16 protein-coding genes and 1 tRNA gene are annotated in these 19,335 nt (G+C 71.6%); 7 read left to right on the top strand and 10 right to left on the bottom strand.

The window, feature by feature from the left end:
- Positions 1-25: 25 nt before the first annotated feature.
- Positions 26-1,090, top strand: a complete 1,065-nt coding sequence (locus ACQPYD_RS30075) for a ferric reductase-like transmembrane domain-containing protein (RefSeq protein ID WP_433698730.1) — start codon at positions 26-28, stop codon at positions 1,088-1,090.
- A 225-nt stretch (positions 1,091-1,315) separates the two neighbouring features.
- Here the strand turns inward: ACQPYD_RS30075 and ACQPYD_RS30070 are convergent, their stop codons facing one another.
- Positions 1,316-1,510, bottom strand: coding sequence for a CsbD family protein (locus ACQPYD_RS30070; RefSeq protein WP_433698728.1), 195 nt, complete (start codon positions 1,508-1,510; stop codon positions 1,316-1,318).
- Between the two features lie 134 nt (positions 1,511-1,644).
- A complete protein-coding gene (gene thiD, locus ACQPYD_RS30065; protein WP_267946894.1) occupies positions 1,645-2,445 on the bottom strand; it encodes a bifunctional hydroxymethylpyrimidine kinase/phosphomethylpyrimidine kinase in 801 nt (266 codons plus the stop codon).
- A gap of 235 nt (positions 2,446-2,680) precedes the next feature.
- Here thiD and ACQPYD_RS30060 point away from each other — a divergent pair, with 235 nt between their 5' ends.
- On the top strand, positions 2,681-3,295 hold the full coding sequence (locus ACQPYD_RS30060) for a TetR/AcrR family transcriptional regulator (RefSeq protein WP_433698726.1): 615 nt from the start codon (positions 2,681-2,683) through the stop codon (positions 3,293-3,295).
- Between the two features lie 37 nt (positions 3,296-3,332).
- On the top strand, positions 3,333-4,541 hold the full coding sequence (locus ACQPYD_RS30055; protein WP_433698724.1) for a DUF418 domain-containing protein: 1,209 nt from the start codon (positions 3,333-3,335) through the stop codon (positions 4,539-4,541).
- Between the two features lie 105 nt (positions 4,542-4,646).
- Here ACQPYD_RS30055 and ACQPYD_RS30050 read toward each other — a convergent pair whose 3' ends face one another.
- The 6 genes from ACQPYD_RS30050 to ACQPYD_RS30025 all read right to left on the bottom strand — a co-directional run bounded on the left by ACQPYD_RS30050 (position 4,647) and on the right by ACQPYD_RS30025 (position 10,345).
- The gene (locus ACQPYD_RS30050; RefSeq protein WP_433698722.1) at positions 4,647-5,129 is read right to left on the bottom strand and encodes an SRPBCC family protein; all 483 of its coding nucleotides are present in this window, start codon (positions 5,127-5,129) and stop codon (positions 4,647-4,649) included.
- Positions 5,126-5,386 (bottom strand): acyl carrier protein, encoded by a 261-nt coding sequence (locus ACQPYD_RS30045; protein WP_433698721.1) that lies wholly within the window; start codon positions 5,384-5,386, stop codon positions 5,126-5,128. Before ACQPYD_RS30045 ends, ACQPYD_RS30050 begins: the two co-directional genes overlap by 4 nt.
- Positions 5,387-5,407: 21 nt before the next feature.
- The gene (locus ACQPYD_RS30040) at positions 5,408-6,619 is read right to left on the bottom strand and encodes a beta-ketoacyl synthase N-terminal-like domain-containing protein (protein WP_433698720.1); all 1,212 of its coding nucleotides are present in this window, start codon (positions 6,617-6,619) and stop codon (positions 5,408-5,410) included.
- Positions 6,620-6,628: 9 nt separating this feature from the next.
- A complete protein-coding gene (locus ACQPYD_RS30035) occupies positions 6,629-7,885 on the bottom strand; it encodes a beta-ketoacyl-[acyl-carrier-protein] synthase family protein (RefSeq protein ID WP_433698719.1) in 1,257 nt (418 codons plus the stop codon).
- Positions 7,886-8,585: 700 nt separating this feature from the next.
- Positions 8,586-9,188, bottom strand: coding sequence for a response regulator (locus ACQPYD_RS30030; protein ID WP_433698718.1), 603 nt, complete (start codon positions 9,186-9,188; stop codon positions 8,586-8,588).
- Positions 9,185-10,345: a sensor histidine kinase gene (locus ACQPYD_RS30025; protein ID WP_433698717.1), complete on the bottom strand. Its 1,161-nt coding sequence runs from the start codon at positions 10,343-10,345 to the stop codon at positions 9,185-9,187. The genes ACQPYD_RS30030 and ACQPYD_RS30025 overlap by 4 nt, the downstream gene beginning before the upstream one ends.
- A gap of 312 nt (positions 10,346-10,657) precedes the next feature.
- Here ACQPYD_RS30025 and ACQPYD_RS30020 point away from each other — a divergent pair, with 312 nt between their 5' ends.
- Both ACQPYD_RS30020 and ACQPYD_RS30015 read left to right on the top strand, forming a co-directional pair.
- On the top strand, positions 10,658-11,812 hold the full coding sequence (locus tag ACQPYD_RS30020) for a sensor histidine kinase (protein ID WP_433698716.1): 1,155 nt from the start codon (positions 10,658-10,660) through the stop codon (positions 11,810-11,812).
- The gene (locus ACQPYD_RS30015; protein WP_433698715.1) at positions 11,809-12,468 is read left to right on the top strand and encodes a response regulator; all 660 of its coding nucleotides are present in this window, start codon (positions 11,809-11,811) and stop codon (positions 12,466-12,468) included. The genes ACQPYD_RS30020 and ACQPYD_RS30015 overlap by 4 nt, the downstream gene beginning before the upstream one ends.
- A 302-nt stretch (positions 12,469-12,770) precedes the next feature.
- Here ACQPYD_RS30015 and ACQPYD_RS30010 read toward each other — a convergent pair whose 3' ends face one another.
- The gene (locus ACQPYD_RS30010; protein WP_433698713.1) at positions 12,771-16,229 is read right to left on the bottom strand and encodes a Shedu anti-phage system protein SduA domain-containing protein; all 3,459 of its coding nucleotides are present in this window, start codon (positions 16,227-16,229) and stop codon (positions 12,771-12,773) included.
- A gap of 264 nt (positions 16,230-16,493) precedes the next feature.
- Positions 16,494-16,578, bottom strand: a tRNA-Leu gene (locus ACQPYD_RS30005).
- 143 nt (positions 16,579-16,721) lie between these two features.
- Between ACQPYD_RS30005 and ACQPYD_RS30000 the strand changes: the two genes are divergently transcribed.
- Entirely contained in the window at positions 16,722-18,044 is a 1,323-nt protein-coding gene (locus tag ACQPYD_RS30000) for a M20/M25/M40 family metallo-hydrolase (protein ID WP_433698712.1), read from the top strand.
- 225 nt (positions 18,045-18,269) lie between these two features.
- Entirely contained in the window at positions 18,270-19,307 is a 1,038-nt protein-coding gene (locus ACQPYD_RS29995) for a hypothetical protein (RefSeq protein ID WP_433698711.1), read from the top strand.
- Positions 19,308-19,335: the final 28 nt, after the last annotated feature.

Raw genomic sequence — 19,335 nt, 5'->3', positions numbered from 1 at the left:
TCACGAAAGGCACCCCCCCCCGCCCATGGCCGACACCACCGGACCCGAACGCGCCCGCCCCGGGCGCAGACCCTCCCGGATCGACGGCGCGGCGCTCCGCGCCGACCTGCGGCGCGTCGTTCCCGACAGCGCCGCCGCCCTTGTCGTCACCCTCGTCATCTTCTTCGTCGTCTACGCACGCATCGAGGCGGGGACCTCGATGACGCTCATGGTCATGCCGTTCCTGTCCGACGCCAGGGAGTACTGGCTGTACTGGCTCTGCCAGGCCTTCGGGTGGTCGGGGCTCCTCTGGGCCTGGATCACCGTCATGCTCGGGCTCCTCCGCTCCACCGCGCCCCCGGCGCGGGCCCCCGTCCCGCACGCCCGCATCGAGCGCTGGCACCGCGTCACCAGCCTCACCACCATGGGGCTGATGTTCGCCCACGCGTTCGCGTTCTTCCTCGAACTCGTGCGGGACAACGAGGAGGGGCTGGCCTGGGGCGGACGCCTGCTGTCCGCGTTCGTGGACGTGTTCGTGCCCGGCGGCTACGCCACCGGGACCGGGCAGGTCGCGATCCTCATCGGGCTGATCGCCCTCTACCTGGCCGTGCCGCTCAGCCTCGCCTACTACTTCCGTTTCCGGACCGGGACGCGCACGTGGCGGGCGCTGCACCGGTTCGTCATCGTCGTCTACGCGCTGAGCGTCTGGCACACCCTGCTCTACGGCACGAACGTGTGGTTCGACGGCTGGTTCCGCACGTTCGTGTGGGCCCTCCAGCTCCCCGTGGCCCTGCTGCTCCTGGCCCGGCTGCTGGCGCCGCTGCGCGCGGACGAGCGCTTCACGCTCCGCGACCTGGCGGGCGGGCGCAGGCTCCGGGCGCTCGCCCGGCTCGGCGCCCGGCTGGCGGTCGCGGCGACCGTCGTCGTGCTGCTCGTCGTGACGGTCACCGGCCGGGACGGGGGGCGGACCCCCGGGGCCGAGGGCGGGGAGATGCTGATCGGCCAGGACATGGTCTGGGGCGGGCTCGCCGTCCTGCTGACGGTGATCGGCGCCGTCGTGCTGTCCCTGCGCGGCCGCGAGCGCCCGGAACGGGGGGCGCGCGTGGGGTAGCGGGCCGTCCGCACCCGCCTCCGGTGCGACACGAAACCCCCACCCCCGATGATCTTGTACTTATAGCCGATCTCGACGCTTAACCCCGCTATAAGTACAAGATCACGGCGGAGGAGCCGAAGGTTTCCCGCTCTCGGGTGCCCGGGCCGGAGCCCCGGGCGGGCACGGCACGCGGCGGGGGCGGGGCGGCCCGGGGCCGCCCCGCCCCCGCCGTCCGCGCGGGTCCTACGGAGCCTTGGGCTTCTTGTCCGAGGTGAGGGCGTCCTTGGCCTTCTCACCGGCCTGCTTGAGCTTGGACACGGTCTTCTCGGACTTGCCCTCGGCCTGCCACTGCTCGTTGCCGGTGGCCTTGCCGAGGGACTCCTTGGCCTTGCCCTTGTACTCGTCGGCCTTGTTGCCGGCGCGGTTCTGCTCGGACATGTCAACCTCCTGCTGGGCATTCGGTCCTGGTCTCTGCCCTCACCGCTGTGGCGGCTCCCAATCATGATCCGCAGAAAAAATCTGCCCAAAGGGGTCGAATTCTCCTGAAATCCTGGGTCGGGAGGCCATGCGCGTCAGCCGCGCGGGGCGACCGGCACCACCGAGGCGAACGGGGCGTGCGTGGTCAGCCGCCTCTCGATCCCCTCGCGGACCATCGCCTTCGCGGTCGCGACGGCGGCGCCCACCTCGGCGCCCTTGGCCAGTTCGGCGGTGATCGCGGCGGCGAAGGTGCACCCGGCGCCGCTCACGCGCTCCTCGCCGATCTTCGGGGCGCTGAGGACCGTCACCTCCTCGCCGTCGAAGTACACGTCCACCGCGTCCGGGCCGGGGAGTTCCGTGCCGCCCTTGACGACCACGTGCTCGGGGCCGAGTTCGCGGATGCGGCGGGCGGCCTCGACCAGGTCGTCCACGGAGTCGATGCGCTCCATGCCCGCGAGGGTGCGCGCCTCGAAGTGGTTGGGGGTGATCACCGTGGCCAGCGGGAGGATCTGGGCGGTGAGCGCCTTGTCGGTGTCCAGGGCCGCGCCCGCCTCCTGGCCCTTGCAGATCAGGACCGGGTCCAGGACCACGTGCCGCCACGGCTGCCGCCGGAGGGCCTCGGCGACCACGTCGATGGTGTCGGGGGTGCCGAGCATGCCGATCTTCACCACGTCCAGGTCGTGGCAGGCGGTCGCCGCCTCGATCTGGTCGGCGATGACGTTCGGGGCGACGGGGACGAACCGGTGGCCCCAGCCGTTGCCGGGGTCGAAGGAGACGATGCAGGTGATCGTCCCCATCCCGTAGACGCCGAGTTCCTGGAAGGCCTTGAGGTCGGCCTGGATGCCGGCGCCGCCGGTGGCCTCCGATCCTGCGATCACGTACGCGCGGTCGGTCATGGGGGACCAACCTCCCTCTGTCGATGTGCTGTTGCCGGTCTCGGGATCCCTCGCGGGTTCACGAACCCGTTGTTATTGCATCACAAGCGCAGGTCCCGGGCGTTCGCGGAGTCCGTGGCGGGCGTCACGAGCCTCGTGTCACGGGCGTCGCGGTCGTCCGGAGCCGGTGGCCGCGCGGCCGGTTCCGGCCACGGGACCCGTCGCCATATTAAAAATAGTGTCGTATTATTTTTTCATGGCGAGAACGGCGGACCACGACGAGCGGCGACGACAGGTCGCCCGGGCACTCCTGCGCTCGGTGGGGAGGCGGGGGCTGGCGAGGACCACCCTCGCCGACGTCGCCGACGAGGCCGGGGTGTCGGTCGGGCTGGTGCAGAGCTACTTCCGCACCAAGTCCCAGCTGCTCCGGTTCGGGGTGGAGTACATGTACAAGCAGGGCGAGGCCCGCCTCGTGGCGCTCGCCGCGGGCGAGGGGCCGGCCACCGTCCGGGAGTGGGTCCTCCTCGCGGCGCAGACCCTCCTCCCCCTCGACGACGAGCGGCGCCTGGAACTCACCGTCTGGCTGGAGTTCCTGCCGGCCACCATGGCCGACGCGGAGATGTCCCGGCTGCACAGGGCCACGACGCGGCAGCTCGTCGACGCGTTCGAGCAGGCGTTCGGCGAGGGCCTGCGGGCGGGCGAGCTGCCGTCCGGCACGGACGCCCGCACGGAGGCCGCCGCCCTCGTCGCCTTCGTGGACGGCCTGACAGTGCACCACCTCGTCACCGGCGGGGACTTCGCCGAGGCCCCGGTCCTCGCCTCCCTCACCACCTACGTCGACCGGCTCTTCACGGACCCCGAGAGCTCGTGACCCACGTCCGACCGAGATCTGGAGCTGGGCTGACCGCATGACGACCACCGATCCGCAGACCGAGTCCCCCGCCCTGGCGGGGGCGCGCCTCCCCCTGCTCGACGTCCTCCGGGGCGTCGCCATCATGGGCACCCTCGCCACCAACGTGTGGCTGTTCACCGCCCCCGGCTCCGAGGCGAGCTTCCTGTTCGGGGCGGAATCCCTCGTCACCCTCGCCGACTTCCGGGAGTCGCCGTCCGCGGCCTCCCTGGGGGAGGGGCTGTTCCTCTTCCTCGCCAACGGCAAGTTCCTCGCCCTGCTCACCCTGCTGTTCGGCGTGGGCCTGGCCATCCAGTTCCGCTCGGCGGCCCGGCGGGGAGAGCGCTGGCCCGGCCCCTACAAGTGGCGGGCGCTGTTCCTGTTCACCGAGGGCCTCGTGCACTTCACCCTGGTCTTCGCCGCCGACGTCCTCATGGGCTACGCGGTCACGTCCCTGGTGGTCGCCTGGCTGCTGACCCGCTCCCGGAGGGCGCAGGACGCCGTGATGTGGACGGCGGCGGCCCTGCACGCGGCCTTCATCGGGCTCCTCACCGCGGTGATGGTCCTCGACCCGGCCGCGGCGGGAGGGGAGACCCCGCCCGAGGTCGTGGACCTCTACGCCCACGGGAGCTACCTGGACCAGGTCGCCTTCCGGCTCGACCACGTGCTCCTCTTCCGGGCCGAGCCGATCCTCACCTTCGCCCTGATGGTGTTCATGTTCCTGCTGGGCGTGCGGCTGTTCCGCGCCGGGGCCTTCGGGGACGACGTCGCCGGCCGCCGCATCCGGGGCCGCCTGCTCGTGTGGGGCCTGGGCGTCGGGGTGCCGTTCAACCTGGCCACGTCCCTGGCCGGGCCCGGGCTGGCACTCCTGGACCGCTACGTCGCCGCCCCGGTGGTGGCGCTCGGCGTGATCGGCGCGGTCGGCTGGGTGCTGGACCGGGCGAACCCCGCGGGCCGCGCGGTCACGGCGGTGTCGTCCCTCGGCAGGACGGCCATGAGCGGCTACGTGGCGCAGAACCTCGTCTGCGTGCTGGTCCTCCACGGCTTCGGCCTGGGCCTGGCCGCCCGCCTCGCCGACTCGGGCCCCTGGTGGGTGATGGGCCTGTGGGCGGCGCTGTGCGCGCTGCTCCTCACCGCCTCCACGCTGTGGCTGCGCCGGTTCCGCGCCGGTCCCCTGGAGGCCCTCCAGAAGGCGGTGCTGGCGCGGGCCCCCGGACACCGCCGCTGACCCGGCCCGCCCCGCCCCCGTCGGCCCGGCGGGGGCGGGGGCCTCCGGACGCCGGCGCGACCGCCTGGGCCGCGCCGTTCCGAAGGCCCCCGGGCCCGGAGCCGGTCAGGCGACGGGGTTCTCCGCCATCGCCATCGCCCTCGCCTCGACCCTCTTCTTGATCAGCCCCATCTCGACCGGGGCCTCCCGGTTGATGTTGGCGGTGATCTGCTCGTCGCCGTAGGGCGAGTCGGGCTTCATGGTGAACTCGTTGCGCCAGGTCATGAGGACCCCGCCCGAGACCTCCTCGTAGGTCCAGTGCAGGTTGATGAACTCGAACGCCCCGGTCTCCACCCGCCGTGCGCGCACCTCGCCCGCGGCGCGGTCCATGACGCGCTCGGACACCCAGCTCCACACGCGGCCCTGGTCGTCCGGGAACTTGGTGATCCGGAACCGGACGGTGTCCCCCTCCCTCTCGAGGACCTCCACCTCGGCGTACTTGGGGAAGAAACCGGTCCACTCGCCCAGGTCGTTGGTCATCTCCCAGACCAGGTCGAGGGGGGCGTCGATGACGATGCTGTTCTCGGTACGCGAGGGCACGGCCGTCACGCTCCTTCCATGTGGACGGGGACGTCCCCGTTGACCAGGGCCATGAGTGCGGCGGGGGAGGGCGCCTGCTCCGCGTCGGCGCCCAGCTTGAGGCCGGTGCGGCGCTCGATCTCGGCCACGATGCCGAGGACGCCGAGGGAGTCGACCCCCAGCTCGTCGAAGGTCTGCGAGGACGCCGTCCCGACGTCGGTCCTGATCCCGGCACAGGAGGAGATCAGCTCCACCTGCTCCTCGATCGTGATGCGGCTCTCGGCCATGGGTCTCCTTGTTGTCGTGTGTCAGACGTGGTCGGGATGCTGGAGGACGAGCGCGGAGTTCCCGCCGCCCACGCCCCGGGACAGCACCAGCGCGGAGCGCAGGCGTGCGGGGCGGGCGACCCTGGTGACCAGGTCGAGGCCCAGGGGCGCGTCCGGTACGTGGGGGGTGGGGGGAACGACCTGGTGTTCCAGGCTCAGCACCGCGGCGGCCACGTCCAGGGCGCCGGCCCCGGCGTAGGCCCGGCCGAATCCCGCCTTCGGCGCGGTGACGGCCACGCCGTCGGGGAAGAGCCGCCGCAGCGCCGCTACCTCGTCGGCGTCGGCCTTGGGGAGGCCGACGGCGTCCGCGAAGACGACGTCCACCCCTGCCGGGCCCACCCCGGCGCGGCGCATCGCCTCCTCGGCCGCGCGCAGGAGGCCCTCGCCGCCGGGGTCGAACGCGCCGACGCCGCCGAACGTGCTCGCGTGGCCCGCGACGACGGCCCGCACCCCGGCCCGGCGCGCCCGCGCGGTGGCCGCGTCCTCCACCAGCGCGACGGCCGCGCCCTCCGCCGGGACGAAGCCGCACGCCCCCTCCGTGAAGGGCGCGTACGCCGTGCCGGGGTCGGCGCCCTCGCTCAGGACCCCGCTGCCGAGCTGGGTGGCCAGGGCGAACGGCGAGCCGAGCGCCGCGTCGCTGCCGCCGACCAGCATTGCCGGTGTCCCGCGCCGCAGCGCCTGCCGGCTCTGCCCCAGCGCGTCGAGCATGCCCGGCTCGTCGGTGGTCAGCACACCGCACATGCCCTTGAGCCCGTTGCTGATCGACACCTGGCCCGTGCTGGCCGCGTAGAACCAGGCGATGGACTGGTAGGGGCCGACGAACTCCGGCCCCCGTCCCCACAGGGCGGCCAGTTCGCGCTGGCCGAACTCGTTGCCGCCGCTGCCGCTGCAGATGAGCACCCCCGTGGCGTAGGGGTCGGCGGCGACGTCGACCCCCGAGTCACGCAGGGCCTCGTCGGCGGCCACCATCGCGAACCAGCTGAACGCGTCGGTCCGGACGACGTAGCGGCCCTCGATGTGCTCGTACGGGTCGAACCCGGGGACCCTGCCGCCGAGGCGGACCGGGTAGCCCCGGGCGCCGACGTCGGGGATCGGCGTCAGGAGGGTCCGCCCCTCCACCAGCGCGGCCCAGTAGGCGTCGGTGCCCGTTCCCGCCGGGGACACCGTGCCCAGGCCCGTGATCACCATGGTCATGGCCGCTCCTCACTCTCCCCGGTCCAGGACGACCGCCGACTGGAACCCTCCGAAACCGCTGCCCACGGACAGCACCACGTCGGTCCTGTGCTCGCGCGCGGTCACCGGGACGTAGTCGAGGTCGCACTCGGGGTCGGGGGTGGCCAGGTTGGCCGTGGGCGGGACCACGCCGGTGTCCATGGCCAGGACGCAGGCCACGAGCTCGATCGAGCCGATCGCGCCGAGCGAGTGCCCCACCATCGACTTGATCGAGGTCATGGGGACCCGGCGGGCGTGCTCGCCGAGCGCGCGCTTGACGGCGTCGGTCTCGTGCCTGTCGTTCTGCACGGTCCCCGACCCGTGCGCGTTGACGTAGTCCACGTCGGCGGCGGAGCGCCGGGCGTGGTCCAGCGCGGTGGTGACGGCGCGCGCCATCTCCGTCCCCTCGCGCCGCAGGCCGGTCATGTGGAAGGCGTTGCCGTGGTTGGCGAAGCCCGCCACCCGGCAGCGGACGCGGGCGCCGCGCCGCCGCGCGGCCGACGCCTCCTCCAGGACGAGGACGGCCGCGCCCTCGCCCATGACGAAGCCGTTCCTGTGGAGGTCGAAGGGCCGGGACGCGCGCCCCGGGTCGTCGTTGCTGTCCGACGTCGCCTTGATGGCGTCGAAGCAGGCCATGGCGATGGGCGAGATCGGCGACTCGGCGGCCCCGGCGACGACCACGTCCGCGAGGCCGTCCTCGACGGCCTGGGCGGCGTAGCCCACCGCGTCCAGCCCGGACGTGCACCCGGTGGAGACCGTGCGCACCGGGCCGCGGGCGCCGACCAGCTCCGCGATCTCCCCGGAGAGCGTGCTCGGCATCAGGGCGAGGTGCGAGTGGGGCTCCGTGGCGGTGTGGTCGACCACCCAGTCCGCGCCGCCGCGGCTCGTCACCGCGTACTCCCGGTCCAGGCGGGTGGTGCCGCCGACCGCCGTGCCCATGCTCACCCCGACGCGCCAGGGCGGGACGCCGGCCAGTGGGGCGCCGCTGTCGGCCAGGGCCTCGGCGGCGGCGACGGCGGCGAACTGGACGTACCGGTCCATGCGCGCGGTCCGCTGCTCGTCCAGGCCGTGCGCGGCGGGGTCGAAGTCGACCTCGGCGGCGATCCGGGAGCGGTAGCCCGCCGGGTCGAACAGGGTGATGCCCCGGGTGGCGGTGCGTCCCGCGGTGAGCATGTCCCAGAACGCGGTGGCGCCGATGCCCCCGGGGGCGACCACGCCCACGCCGGTGATGACGGCCTCACGTTTCACGGCGCGCCCCCCTGGCGGCGGAGTCGCGGCGGGTGCGGAGGAGCGGGCGCGTGCGGGTCTCGGAGGAGGCGCCGCGGTGCCGCCGCGGCGCCCGGTGGGAAGTGCCGGACGGAGGTGTGACGCGCCCCGGTGACACCGGGGGACGGCAGATCTGGGTCAAGGGTGTCTTCTCCACGAGTTCAGGGATATCGACCGGGGCCGGTCGCGGGGCGTGATGCCGAACGGTCCGCGGGTGCTGTGCCGCGCCTCGGGCGGGTCGGGCGACGGACAGCGCGCGAGAGCGGCCGCGGAGTGACGGGTCGGAGGCGGTGCGGCCGGTCACGGGAGACCGCAAACGGCCGACATCGCTACTTTCTGTGTTTGTGATATCACGATGTGGAGTCGATCTGGCGTTGGCCATGCCCCTGACGACGACCTGGTCGCCCAGGTTCCCCGTTTTCCCCGCGGTCCCCGAGCGGCTTGTCCGGCTGTTCGGTATTTGTTCGCCCCCCGGAGCGGCGCAGCCGCCCGGGAACGGGGAATCCCGGGTCCACGACCCGGGGCGGCCGGGTTCCGGTGTGCGGACCGGCGCGGGGCGCGCTCCGCCTCCCCGCCCCCTGACCGGCTCTCGCCGCCCGGGGCCGCGGGCACGGTCCGGCCCCGGGCGGGCGTCCGACGGCGGCCGTGCCCGCCGGAACCGCGGACGCGTCCGTGCGGGCCGCTACAGCCAGTCGTGCTCGCGCGCGTACCTGGCCGCCTCGTGCCTGGTGCGCGTCTGGGTCTTCTGCATGGCGTTCGAGAGGTAGTTGCGCACCGTGCCCTCCGCCAGGTGCAGCCGGGCGGCGATGTCGGCGGCCGAGTACCCCTCGCCGGTCGCCCGCAGGACGTCCACCTCCCGGTCGGTGAGCGGGCAGTCGTCGATGACGGCGAGCGCGGACACGTCCGGGTCGATCCACCGCTTGCCCCCGTGCAGGGTCGCGACGACCGAGGCGATGTGCGCCGGCTCCGCCGACTTGCTGACGAAGCCCTGGACCCCCAGCCGCAGGGCCTTGCGCAGCACCCCGGGCCTGGCGTGCCGGGTCAGCATGAGGATCACCTGGTCCGGGAGCTCCCGGCGGATCGCCGCGACGGCCCCGAGCCCGTCCGTCCCGGGCATCTCCAGGTCGACGACGAGCACGTCGGGCCGGTGCCGGAGCGTGGCCTCCACGGCCTCCTCCCCGTCCTTCGCCTCGGCGAGCACGGTGATCTCCCCCTCCAGGGGGAGCAGCGCGGCCAGCGCCTTGCGGAGCAGGGCCTCGTCGTCGGCGAGCACCACGGTGGTCATCGGTCGTCCTTCCGTGTCGGTGCGGGGCGGTGCGGCAGGGGGGTGGCGCCCGAGCCCGTGTGCGGGAAGCTGGCGGCGGTCAGGAAGCGCCCGTCCTTGCGCTCCACCGTGAGTTCGCCGCCCTCGCCGGCCACGCGCTCGCGCAGGGTGGCGAGCCCGCCGAGCCCGGCGGGCGGGCCCTCCTGCGCGCCGTCGTTGACGATGGAGATACCGGTCCCCGTGAGGGTGATCCACACCTGTTCGGCCTGGGCGTGCCGCAGGATGTTGGTGGTGGTCTCCCGCAGGACCTGGCCGAGCATCTCGCCCGCGCGGGCCCGGTCCCCGCCCTCGTGGCGCACCTCCACGCGGATGCCGGCGGCCTCGAAGAGGTTCTTGGCGTTCTCCAGCTCCGCCGACAGGTTGAGCCTGCGCTGGGCGTGGGCCAGGGCCTTGGTCTGGGCGATGGTGTCGCCGACCAGGGCGTGGATCTCGCCGAGCTCCTCCTCCGCGCGGTCGGTGTCGGTGCGCACCAGCCTGCGGGCCAGCGCGGTCTTGAGCTTGACCACGTGCAGCGTGTGGCCCTGGATGTCGTGCAGGTCGCTGGCGAAGCGCATCCGCTCCCGGGCCACGGCCAGCTCGGCCTCGCGCTCCCGCGACTCCTCCAGCTCCGCGACGAGGCGCGAGACCATCTGGGTCAGGGAGGTGAGGACGACCGCCACCACGGCGATGCCCGCGGAGCCGACGACGTACTCCAGCAGGGTCCCGACGACCTCCCCCGGCGCGACCGCGAGCCTCGCCGCGAGGACCGCGACGACGAAGGCGGCCAGCCCCGCCGCTGCCGCTCCCCGGCGCCGGCGCGGCAGCTGGAGGAGGACCACGGTCCCCACGACGGCGAAGCCGTAGGACGCGGTCGGCGTCTCCGCGACCAGGACCCCGAAGAGCCACACGGCCCCGGTGACGGCGAGGGCCGGGAACGGGACGCGGGCGACGCGGCCCTCCGCCCACCGCGTGACGGTCACCGAAGCCGTCGCCACCCCCAGGGCCAGGACGAGGGCCTGCCACCAGGTCGGCGCGTCGATCACCACCAGGAGCGCCCCCACGGTGGAGAGCGAGGCGAACACGATGCCGAGGTTGACGGTGCGCAGCTCCCCCCGGGCCGCGTCGGCGTGCTCGGACATCGTGCGGGCCCCGGCCCGGGGCGGCGTCACCGGTTCCCGCCCGGGGTGCGGGCCGGGGAGGCCGGGAGGAGGCGGGGCCCCGGGAGGACGGGCGGACCCGCGGCCGCGGCGACCGCCGGCGGAACGCGCGTGCGTCTGGTGTCCATGTGGGGCTCTCCGGGCTCGGCGGCGGGATCTCCCCCAGTATTCCCCCCGCTCAGCGGCGCCACCAGTGACACCGCGTCACGGGTCCGCCCGGGGCCGGGCACTCGGCGCGGCGGCCCCGCCCCCGGCCGCGCGGACGGGGGCGGATCCGCCACTACACTTCCTCCGGTGATCGATCTACGGCGGGCCGCGGAACTGTGGAGGGGCCTCGACGTCACGGTCCGGGACCTCCCGCTGGGGCTGGTGTTCCTCGCCGCGTCGTTCGTGCCGTCGCTCCACAACCACGGGACGATGCTCGGGGGCGTGCCCGACCGCCCCTTCGACCTGCTCGCCGTCGTGGCGATCGCCCTCCAGTGCCTTCCGCTCGCCCTGCGCCGGCGGTGGCCGACCGCCTCCCTCGCCCTGGTGTCCGCGGGCTTCGCCGTCGACCAGCTCATGGGGTACCACACGCTCGCCGGCACGGGGCTGGCCATCGCGGTGCTGAGCGCGGGCGCCCACCTGGAACGGCGCCGGCGCGCCACCGTGCTCGTCCTGACGGCCGCCTACGCGGTGCTGTGGGCGGCGCTCGCGCAGCTCGGCACGGGCGAGACGCCGGTCGGTTTCGCGACGTTCTACCTGGCGCTGGCCTTCGTGTGGGGCATCGGGGCGTGGCTGCGGTCCACCCGGGCCATGGAGGCCGAACGCCGCCGCCGCGTCGCCGAGGACACCCGCACCGCCGAACGCACCCGCATCGCGCGCGAGCTCCACGACGTCGTCACCCACCACGTGACCGCGATGGTGGTGCAGGCCGAGGCGGCGCGCTACCTGACCGCGGACCCCGAACGGCTCGACGGGTCGCTGACCGCCGTCACCGACACCGGCCGCAGGGCCATCACCGACCTGCGGAGCCTGCTCGACCTCCTCAACCCCGACCACGGCGCCGGGGCCAGGACGCCCCCCGTCGGCCGGGTCCTCACGCTCGTGGAGCAGACGCGCCGGGCCGGGCAGCCGGTGGAGTTCTCCGAGGAGGGCGCCCCCGCCGAGTCGACGGGCGGCGCCGACCTCGTGGCCTTCCGGGTCGTGCAGGAGGCCCTGACGAACGCGCTCAAGCACGCCCGGGGCAGCCGCACCTCGGTCCTGGTGCGCCACGGCGAGAAGGAGATCACCGTGGAGGTCGGCACGGAGGGCCCCGGCCCGCGGACCGGCTCCCCCGGCGGGAGCGGGCGCGGCCTCGCCGGGCTCCGCGAGCGGGTCCACGTCCTGGGCGGCGACCTGGAGGCGGGCCCCGGGCCGGAGGGCGGCTTCGTCGTGAGGGCGCGCATACCCGCGGGGAGCCGCTCGTGACCGCGCCGATCCGGGTCCTGGTCTGCGACGACCAGGTGCTGATCCGCACGGGGCTGGTGACGATCATCGGCGCCCAGCCCGACATGGAGGTCGTGGGCGAGTGCGGGGACGGGCGGACCGCGGTCGACCTCAGCGGCCGGTTGGGTCCGGACGTCGTGGTGATGGACGTGCGCATGCCGGTGCTCGACGGCATCGGGGCCACCCGCCTGCTGGCCGGAGCCGGGGTGGAACACCCCGTCAAGGTGCTCGTGGTGACGACGTTCAACCTGGACGAGTACGTCTACGAGGCGCTGCGCGCGGGGGCCAGCGGGTTCCTGCTCAAGGACGCGCCGCCCGGACAGCTGCTGCACGGCATCCGGACCGTGGCCTCGGGTGCGGCGCTGCTGGACCCCGGGGTGACCCGCCAGCTCGTGGGAAGGTACGCCGCCCGTGTCCGGCCGGCCGGGGGCTCACCGGACGACACCCCGCTGACCCCCCGCGAACTGGAGGTCCTGCGCCTCATCGCGGACGGCCTCTCCAACAGGGAGATCGCCGGGGCCCTCGTGATCAGCCAGGAGACCGTCAAGACCTTCGTCTCGCGCATCCTCGCCAAGCTCGCGCTCCGCGACCGCGTCCAGGCCGTCGTCTACGCCTACCGCCACGGCCTGGTGGCCTGAGGGGCCGCGGACCCGCCGTCGGCGGGAACGAGTGTGTCGGCCGGGCCCGCCGCCGGCGAGGCGCGAGCGGTGCGCGGGATCACCGGCGCCCGCCCTCCTCCATGCCCGGGTCCAGGCCGAGCAGGCGCAGCTGGGCGTCCTCGGGGGAGTCGGGGGCGGCGAAGTAGAGCTTGAGGAAATGGCCGTTACTTTTTAGGCCAACAGTTACAGGGGACCGTCCGGGTTATTTGTGACCGCGTCGGTGCCGCGGACTGCGGCGTCGTTCCATGGTGTCAGCGTCGGCCAAGCCCCCGTTGATGAGGTCAAGAGGGCAAGCGGTACAGGTCTAGGGCCCGTTCGGCGTTGTCGAGGAGTTCCTTATAGGTGAGGACCTCGACCCGGGACGTGACCGTGTTCCGTTTGCGAAGGACCTCGTTGATCTTCTCCTCGGCGATCTTTGGCTGGAGTCCCGGATGTCCGATCAATACGGTCGCGCTCGCCCTCCGTGTCTCCAGTCCGAACTGCTTCCGGATCTCCTTATATTGTTCGTCGATTCCTACAAGGTAGTTCTGTGCCTGCCCGATCGCATCGTTGACGGACGAGGTGGGGATGTAGTCCCCTCGATGGCGTTTCACCAGACCGGTTTCGAGACTCATGGAGCGCTTGAGCTCAACGATGTGTAGAGATCCATCGCCTCGGATCAGCGGGATGTCCACCTCGTCGCCCGGCACCAACCGGCGGTGGGCCGCCTCTCCGACGTACTGCCCTCCGAAGATCCAGGGCTGTCCCATGAGAGCCTTCTGGAGATCTTCTTCTCGGGCGGAGTGGTCTTCAACCTTCGCGCGGAGGTGGCCCAGCTTCGCCTTGCGGCGTCGCAACTCCGCGGCCCTGAGGATGAGTTCCCCGTCCTTGTCTGCAGCGACCAGAGCTAGGGCCTCCGGAGAAAGGGAGAGTCGACGGACAGTTTCTTCGATGTCCTCCACATCGATGCGATTATGGGCCACGTGGTGCAACCACAGTGAGAGCTCGTTCCTCCCTCGGGATATGACATAACGGCCGGGACGGTCGAGGGGGGCATCGATGTGTTTGATATCTGGGTAGAGCGACTCGAAGTAATCGATCAGGTCTTTTGCGCTAGCATCCGGATGCTTCTCCAGGAAGCGCTTTGAGCCCCAGATGTCGTGGTCCAGATCCCTTTTTGCCTGGGGGAGGACGAGATCGAGAAGACTTCCCTCTCTGCGCCCTTCTTTCAGCAATCGGTGGCGTTCCTCGAGGTTGGGCTTGGAGAGTCGGTTCTCGGCAAAGTCCAGGGAGTCCTGCAAATGCGACACAATGTCCCACTCGTCAGCCTCTGCGGCATGTGCACGTGCCTGCGCTAGCAGGGTAAGGAGGGCGAACCCACCCGGGGGAGGTTCCCCCTTCGACCCCAGATGATCGAGCACGGTGGAGATCCGCACTTGAAGCCCTGGATCGGTGGCCCTTCCCAGAATCACCTTGAGGTGCCGCCTTAGAAGGGGGTCGAGGCGGACGTCCACGCCTGCCATCTCCTCCGGCGTCTCCGGTACGTGGCGCAGGGCACGGGAAAGCTTGGCTTTGGCAGGCCGGTTCGGTTTGTGTAGGTAGCGCAGAACCCGCTCCCCTCGGATGCGGATTTCGCGGACGGCCCCGTTCCATCGTTCCCTTGCCGACCGGTCCATCCGGGGATCGAACGGTGTGGACGCGAGTTCGTCGAGTTCGGCCAGAGATCGGATGACGTCACCCTTGCTCAGGCTGTCCAGTCGGTCCGCCCACTGGTTGACCCCGATCCAGAGCCCGTACAACTCGTGCGCCACGCGGTAATAGGTGAGCTGTTCCCTGTCGAGACGACGAACAGCGTATCCACCACAGGTCGAACACCAGCGGCCAGGAGTGATGGTCATGAGTTCGTGGGCGGTCATTAGGCTGAACCCGTGCCCGAAGCGTGTGGGTGCGTGCTGGCATCCGGGAGCGTGGCCCATTCTGGACAGTTGCTGACGCATGTCCGTGCTGTAGATCTGAACATCAGCCAGATGACCGAGAGGGAGCCCCAGGCCTGGGCCCCTCTTGTTGGGTGCTCCCCTGTCGAAAAGGGGGCTGCCCAGTGGTCGGAACGGGTCAAGGTCCAGTCGATGCAGGGAGAGCAGCGCATGGTTGAGCCCTGAACGGTGGAAGGCGCGGCTGTTCGCCTCGGCGAAGTCGCGCAAGTCCGGGGCGGTGCGTGCTAGGAGAAGCAAGCGTGCCATGAGGTCGATGGAGCTGTTCCGGTCGCGGCTGTACAGTTTGAGCCATGTCTCCCCCTCCTGCCATCCCAGAACGTCTCCGGCGTGATCACGGTTCCGACCGGTAAGGGGCTCTCCGCTTCTGGCGTCACTGCGGGCGGTTGCCTGCTCTACGAGCGGGGAGACCAGTGCTGTCGGCAGGTCCGACACTCCTGCCAATAGCACACCCTCCCAACCGTGCCGACAGCGTTCTTCCAGGGCAGCGGGGTACAGGACCTCCGTTCCGTGTGTCGCTGAGAACACGATGTAGGGGTGGCAGGAGAGCGGGTCGGAGCTGCTGAGAAGGGCGGCATCCTCCACGCTCAACAGTCGGCGTTCGTGCACCGGGACGTCATCTAGGACCCCGGGGGTCAGGACATGGGTGGACTCGAAGTTGTTGGGGCGCAGGAGTTCCGAGAGAAGAGCGGTACCGTCGGTGTCGGTCGACCTAGTCAGCTCCACGCATGTGATCCCGCGTTTCTCGGACTCCTCGGCCAGGCGTCGAGCGACGAGCTCCGGCACACGGAGGAGAGCGGCCCCCTTCCGCCAGTCTGATGCTGCCGAATACGTGGCGATCGTCCCCGTCCACCAATCACCAGGGTGGAGCCATGGTCGGGGGAAGGTGAGAAGGACCCAGCTTTCCCCGAAGGAGGCGAACCGACCGACAGTGGTTCGGACCTCCCCGAACCAACCTTCGACTATCTCTCGGAACGATTCGCGGGCCTCTTCCCCAGCCTCGTCGGGTACGTAGATACGGAGGGCGTCCGTGAGGGAGTTGATCGAGAATTCCCCTGGGTGATGTTCAGCGGTCCTCTCCCAGGAGTCCCTGAGGTTTTCGAAGGTGTTGCGAACTTTTCCAGCCTCCAGGCCTTCGAACCCGGTGCAGTCGACGGGGAGCTCCGGCCTGACCAGGAACGCGGCCGCTGCTTCCAGGAGGTCGCTGCTCTCCACCAGATCAGCGAAGGCCTGACGTCGGTCTTCGGTTTCCTTGTTCATCGCCGTTACCGTGGGTTGTGCCCACGGTTCCAACCAGGGGTAACGGGTGACAGCGTCGAGCAAGAGTTGCAAAAGGGAGACAGAGGTCAACCACATGTCCTCCGCGAGTTCGCGCAGGGGCGTGGACTCTTCCTCAGAGGCGGGGTACCGGTCGGCCCCCTCCCACGGTCCTTCCCCTTCCTCTTCCTCCGCCCAGGGTTCGTCCGGGCCTTCCTCGTCGATCTCGTCCATGAACCGAGTTGACGTGCGAAGCACGGTGAGCACAGCAGTGACGAAGAGGCCCACCGCGGTGACCGGTCCCCCTCCGGGGATGACGGAACAGTACAGACACAGCTTCCCCACCAGCGTCGATGTGAGAGGTACATGACGTCCATCCGTTGCCTCGCACGAAGGTTCGGCGCAATCCGGTGAGGTGTGCAGCAGGTCGTCGCTGTCGGACGCATAGACGCGCAGAGGCACCCCCTCGAAGGAGCCGAGCGGTATGTCGGAAGAGAGGCTGTGCATGTTCATGGCTGGTTCCAGAAAGGCGCTCACCACAAGGGTGGAGACGGTCGTGAGTACCGCCGAGTGTTCCAGTCAGATCGGACAGACTGGCTTCAGAGGCCACGGAGAGGTTCGTGGTCCGGGAGAGCTGGAACTGCGAGAGCTTCCTACGCCCGGACCGTCCTCCCGGCGCCGTGAGCGGGCGCCGCCGCACCCGCCCCGCACCCGCCGCGAGTCCGGGAACAGGGCCGGGACAACAAAAAAGGCCCTGATACCAGGGCCTTCTGTTTGTGTCCGAGGGGGGACTTGAACCCCCATACCCTTAACGGGCACTAGCACCTCAAGCTAGCGCGTCTACCTATTCCGCCACCCGGACCGGGTGTCCGGCGCCTGCCGCGCCGTACAGGTCAACCATAGCAAAAGTCTGGGGTGGCACGAACCAGGTTTTCCGCCGGGGGGCCTCCATGGCAGGGTCGGGGGGACAGCACGGCAAAAGGTGCGGCTGGACGGGAGCGTCAGATGGCAGAGCCAGACAGGGTCCTGAGCGCGGCGGAGGTGGAGGTCGTCGACCTGTGCCGGGAGCTCATCGAGTTCGACACCTCCAACTACGGCGACCATTCGGGGCCGGGGGAGCGCAAGGCGGCGGAGTACGTCGCCGCCAAGCTCGACGAGGTCGGCGTCGAGTCGAGGATCTACGAGAAGCACCCGGGGCGCAGCAACGTCGTGGCCCGGATCACGGGGGAGGACTCCACCCGCCCCCCGCTGCTCATCCACGGCCACCTGGACGTCGTCCCCGCGGCGCCCGAGGACTGGACCCACCACCCCTTCGCGGGGGAGGTCGCCGACGGGTGCGTGTGGGGCCGCGGCGCGGTCGACATGAAGAACATGAACGCGATGGTCCTGGCCATGCTGCGCCAGCGGCTCCGGGAGGGGCGCCGCCCACCGCGCGACATCGTCCTGGCCTTCCTCGCCGACGAGGAGGCGGGCGGCACCTGGGGCGCCCAGTACCTCGTGGACGAGCACCCGGACCTGTTCGCCGACTGCGACTCGGCGATCAGCGAGGTCGGCGGGTTCTCGTTCACGGTGAAGGAGAACCGCCGCCTCTACCTGGTGGAGACCGCGGAGAAGGGCATCGCCTGGATGAAGCTGACCGCGCGCGGCACGGCCGGGCACGGTTCGATGACCAACAGGGACAACGCCGTCACCGAGCTGGCGGAGGCGGTCGCGCGGCTGGGCCGGCACGAGTTCCCGCTCGACCTCACCCCGACCGTGCGGACCTTCCTGGAGGAGATCTGCGAGGAGTTCGGCATCCCCTTCGACGAGAAGGACGTCGACGCCACGGTCGCCCGCCTGGGGCCGATCTCCCGCATGATCGGCGCCACCCTCCGCAACACCCTCAACCCGACGGTGCTGGGGGGCGGGTACAAGGCCAACGTCATCCCGGGCGAGGCCACCGCCCAGATCGACGGCCGCTTCCTGCCGGGAACCGAGGACGCGTACTTCGCGAAGATCGACGAGTTGCTCGGCCCGAAGGTCGACCGCGAGTTCATCCACCACCTGCCGGCCGTGGAGACGCCCTTCGAGGGTGGCCTGGTCAACGCCATGTCGGAGTCCCTGCTGGCGGAGGACCCGGGGGCCAAGGCCGTCCCCTACTGCCTCTCCGGCGGGACCGACGCCAAGAGCTTCTCCCGCCTCGGCGTGCGCAACTACGGCTTCGCGCCGCTCAAGCTCCCCCCGGAGCTGGACTTCGCGGGCATGTTCCACGGCGTGGACGAGCGGGTCCCGGTGGACGGCCTCCAGTTCGGCGTCAGGGTCCTGGACCGTTTCGTCGGATTGAGCTGACCTCGACGCGTTTTGCGGTGTCGTGCCTGGTGAACCGCGCCGAAAACTTTTTCGGCGCGGTTCACGTTTCGGTGTTGCATCACCCAACGTGATGCTACGGTTGCTTTGAGTTCGAGGGTGTCGTGGTTCTCCCTCCCGCCTCTGTGCGGGTCGGAGCGGCACCGGTACGACCGTGGCGGCCCAGCCGCACGGGACCGTCCAGCGGCAGCGAAACGAGAGGGCGTCATGGTGCTCACGGGCAGGGGGTGGCTGGTGTCGACCGGTCGCGCTGCCTGTGTGTCCCGCAACGCCTGCGCCCGTCTGCTGCTCCTGTCCGGCATCGTCGCCGTCGCCTGGCTGGCCGGGGGGATCGGTGTCGCCCACAGCGACACCGCTCCCGGCTCCGACGGCCTCGTCGACCGCGTCATGGGCGTCGGCGACACCGCGGAGGACGCCGGCCGGGCCGCGACCCAGGAGCTCCGGAAGACCCGGATCTCCGACGCCGCCGCCGGTGCCGGCTCCGCGACCGGTGCGCTGACCGGGGCCGTGGCGCCCCGGGCCGCCGCCCTTCCCTCCCGCGCCCTGGACGAGACGGGTGTCTCGTCCGCGCTGGAGGAGAGCAGGGCGGGAGCCGCGGCCGCCAGGGTCGTGGACGACACCGCGGCCACCGTGGACGGGACCGCCCGCGGTGCGGGAAGCCTCGTCGACGGCATCGCCCGCACCGGTCAGGACGTGGTGCGGTCCACCGACGGCACGCTGCGCGACAGCGGCCTCGTGGACACGGTCGCCGCAGGGCTGAGCGAGTCCACGCGGGTCGTCCGGGGCGGCATCGACGGGGCCGCGAACGCGACGGCCCCCCTGGGCCTGCCCGTCCTCGGCGCCACCGAAGAACTCCCCACCGACCCGGCCGGCCCCGCCGTCGAGCGCGCCGCCGCCGAGACCGCTCGGGGCGCCGATGCGCCCCGTCCCGGTACGGCTGCGGACACCAGCGCTTCCGCGGTGCCGTCCGCATGGAGTTCGGCCGCCGTCGTGGCGGCCGAGCGGGTGCATGACGACGACCCCGGTGAGCGCATCCGCCTCATCGGCGGAGGCGGCGCGCACCATTCGGCCGGAGCGGACGCCACCGGCGCCGCCGCCCCGTCCTTCCCCGCGCCCGGCGCTGCCGGGTTCCTGATGGCCCGGGCCGCCCACCTGGCTCCCCGTGCCCAGCGGGTCGCCCTTCCCGGCGACCCCACCCTGGTCGTCCGCGACGCCGCGGACGACCCCAGCTTCGCCCCCGACTAGCCGCGTCCCCGACCGCGGCCGGTCCGTG

This window comes from Nocardiopsis sp. CA-288880 (assembly GCF_050955985.1).
GTDB lineage: Bacteria > Actinomycetota > Actinomycetes > Streptosporangiales > Streptosporangiaceae > Nocardiopsis > Nocardiopsis tropica.
Note: the sequence above shows the minus strand (reverse complement) of the source record. Positions and strands in the feature narration are given on the sequence as shown.

Excerpts from the sequence above, each read along its gene's own strand:
- ACQPYD_RS30075 (WP_433698730.1), top strand. The coding sequence starts at position 26 with ATGGCCGACACCACCGGACCCGAACGCGCCCGCCCCGGGCGCAGACCC.
- ACQPYD_RS30045 (WP_433698721.1), bottom strand. The coding sequence starts at position 5,386 with ATGGCCGAGAGCCGCATCACGATCGAGGAGCAGGTGGAGCTGATCTCC.
- ACQPYD_RS30000 (WP_433698712.1), top strand. The coding sequence starts at position 16,722 with ATGGCAGAGCCAGACAGGGTCCTGAGCGCGGCGGAGGTGGAGGTCGTC.
- ACQPYD_RS30055 (WP_433698724.1), top strand. The coding sequence starts at position 3,333 with ATGACGACCACCGATCCGCAGACCGAGTCCCCCGCCCTGGCGGGGGCG.
- thiD (WP_267946894.1), bottom strand. The coding sequence starts at position 2,445 with ATGACCGACCGCGCGTACGTGATCGCAGGATCGGAGGCCACCGGCGGC.
- ACQPYD_RS30070 (WP_433698728.1), bottom strand. The coding sequence starts at position 1,510 with ATGTCCGAGCAGAACCGCGCCGGCAACAAGGCCGACGAGTACAAGGGC.
- ACQPYD_RS30040 (WP_433698720.1), bottom strand. The coding sequence starts at position 6,619 with ATGACCATGGTGATCACGGGCCTGGGCACGGTGTCCCCGGCGGGAACG.
- ACQPYD_RS30060 (WP_433698726.1), top strand. The coding sequence starts at position 2,681 with ATGGCGAGAACGGCGGACCACGACGAGCGGCGACGACAGGTCGCCCGG.
- ACQPYD_RS29995 (WP_433698711.1), top strand. The coding sequence starts at position 18,270 with ATGGTGCTCACGGGCAGGGGGTGGCTGGTGTCGACCGGTCGCGCTGCC.
- ACQPYD_RS30010 (WP_433698713.1), bottom strand. The coding sequence starts at position 16,229 with ATGAACATGCACAGCCTCTCTTCCGACATACCGCTCGGCTCCTTCGAG.
- ACQPYD_RS30030 (WP_433698718.1), bottom strand. The coding sequence starts at position 9,188 with ATGACCACCGTGGTGCTCGCCGACGACGAGGCCCTGCTCCGCAAGGCG.
- ACQPYD_RS30025 (WP_433698717.1), bottom strand. The coding sequence starts at position 10,345 with ATGTCCGAGCACGCCGACGCGGCCCGGGGGGAGCTGCGCACCGTCAAC.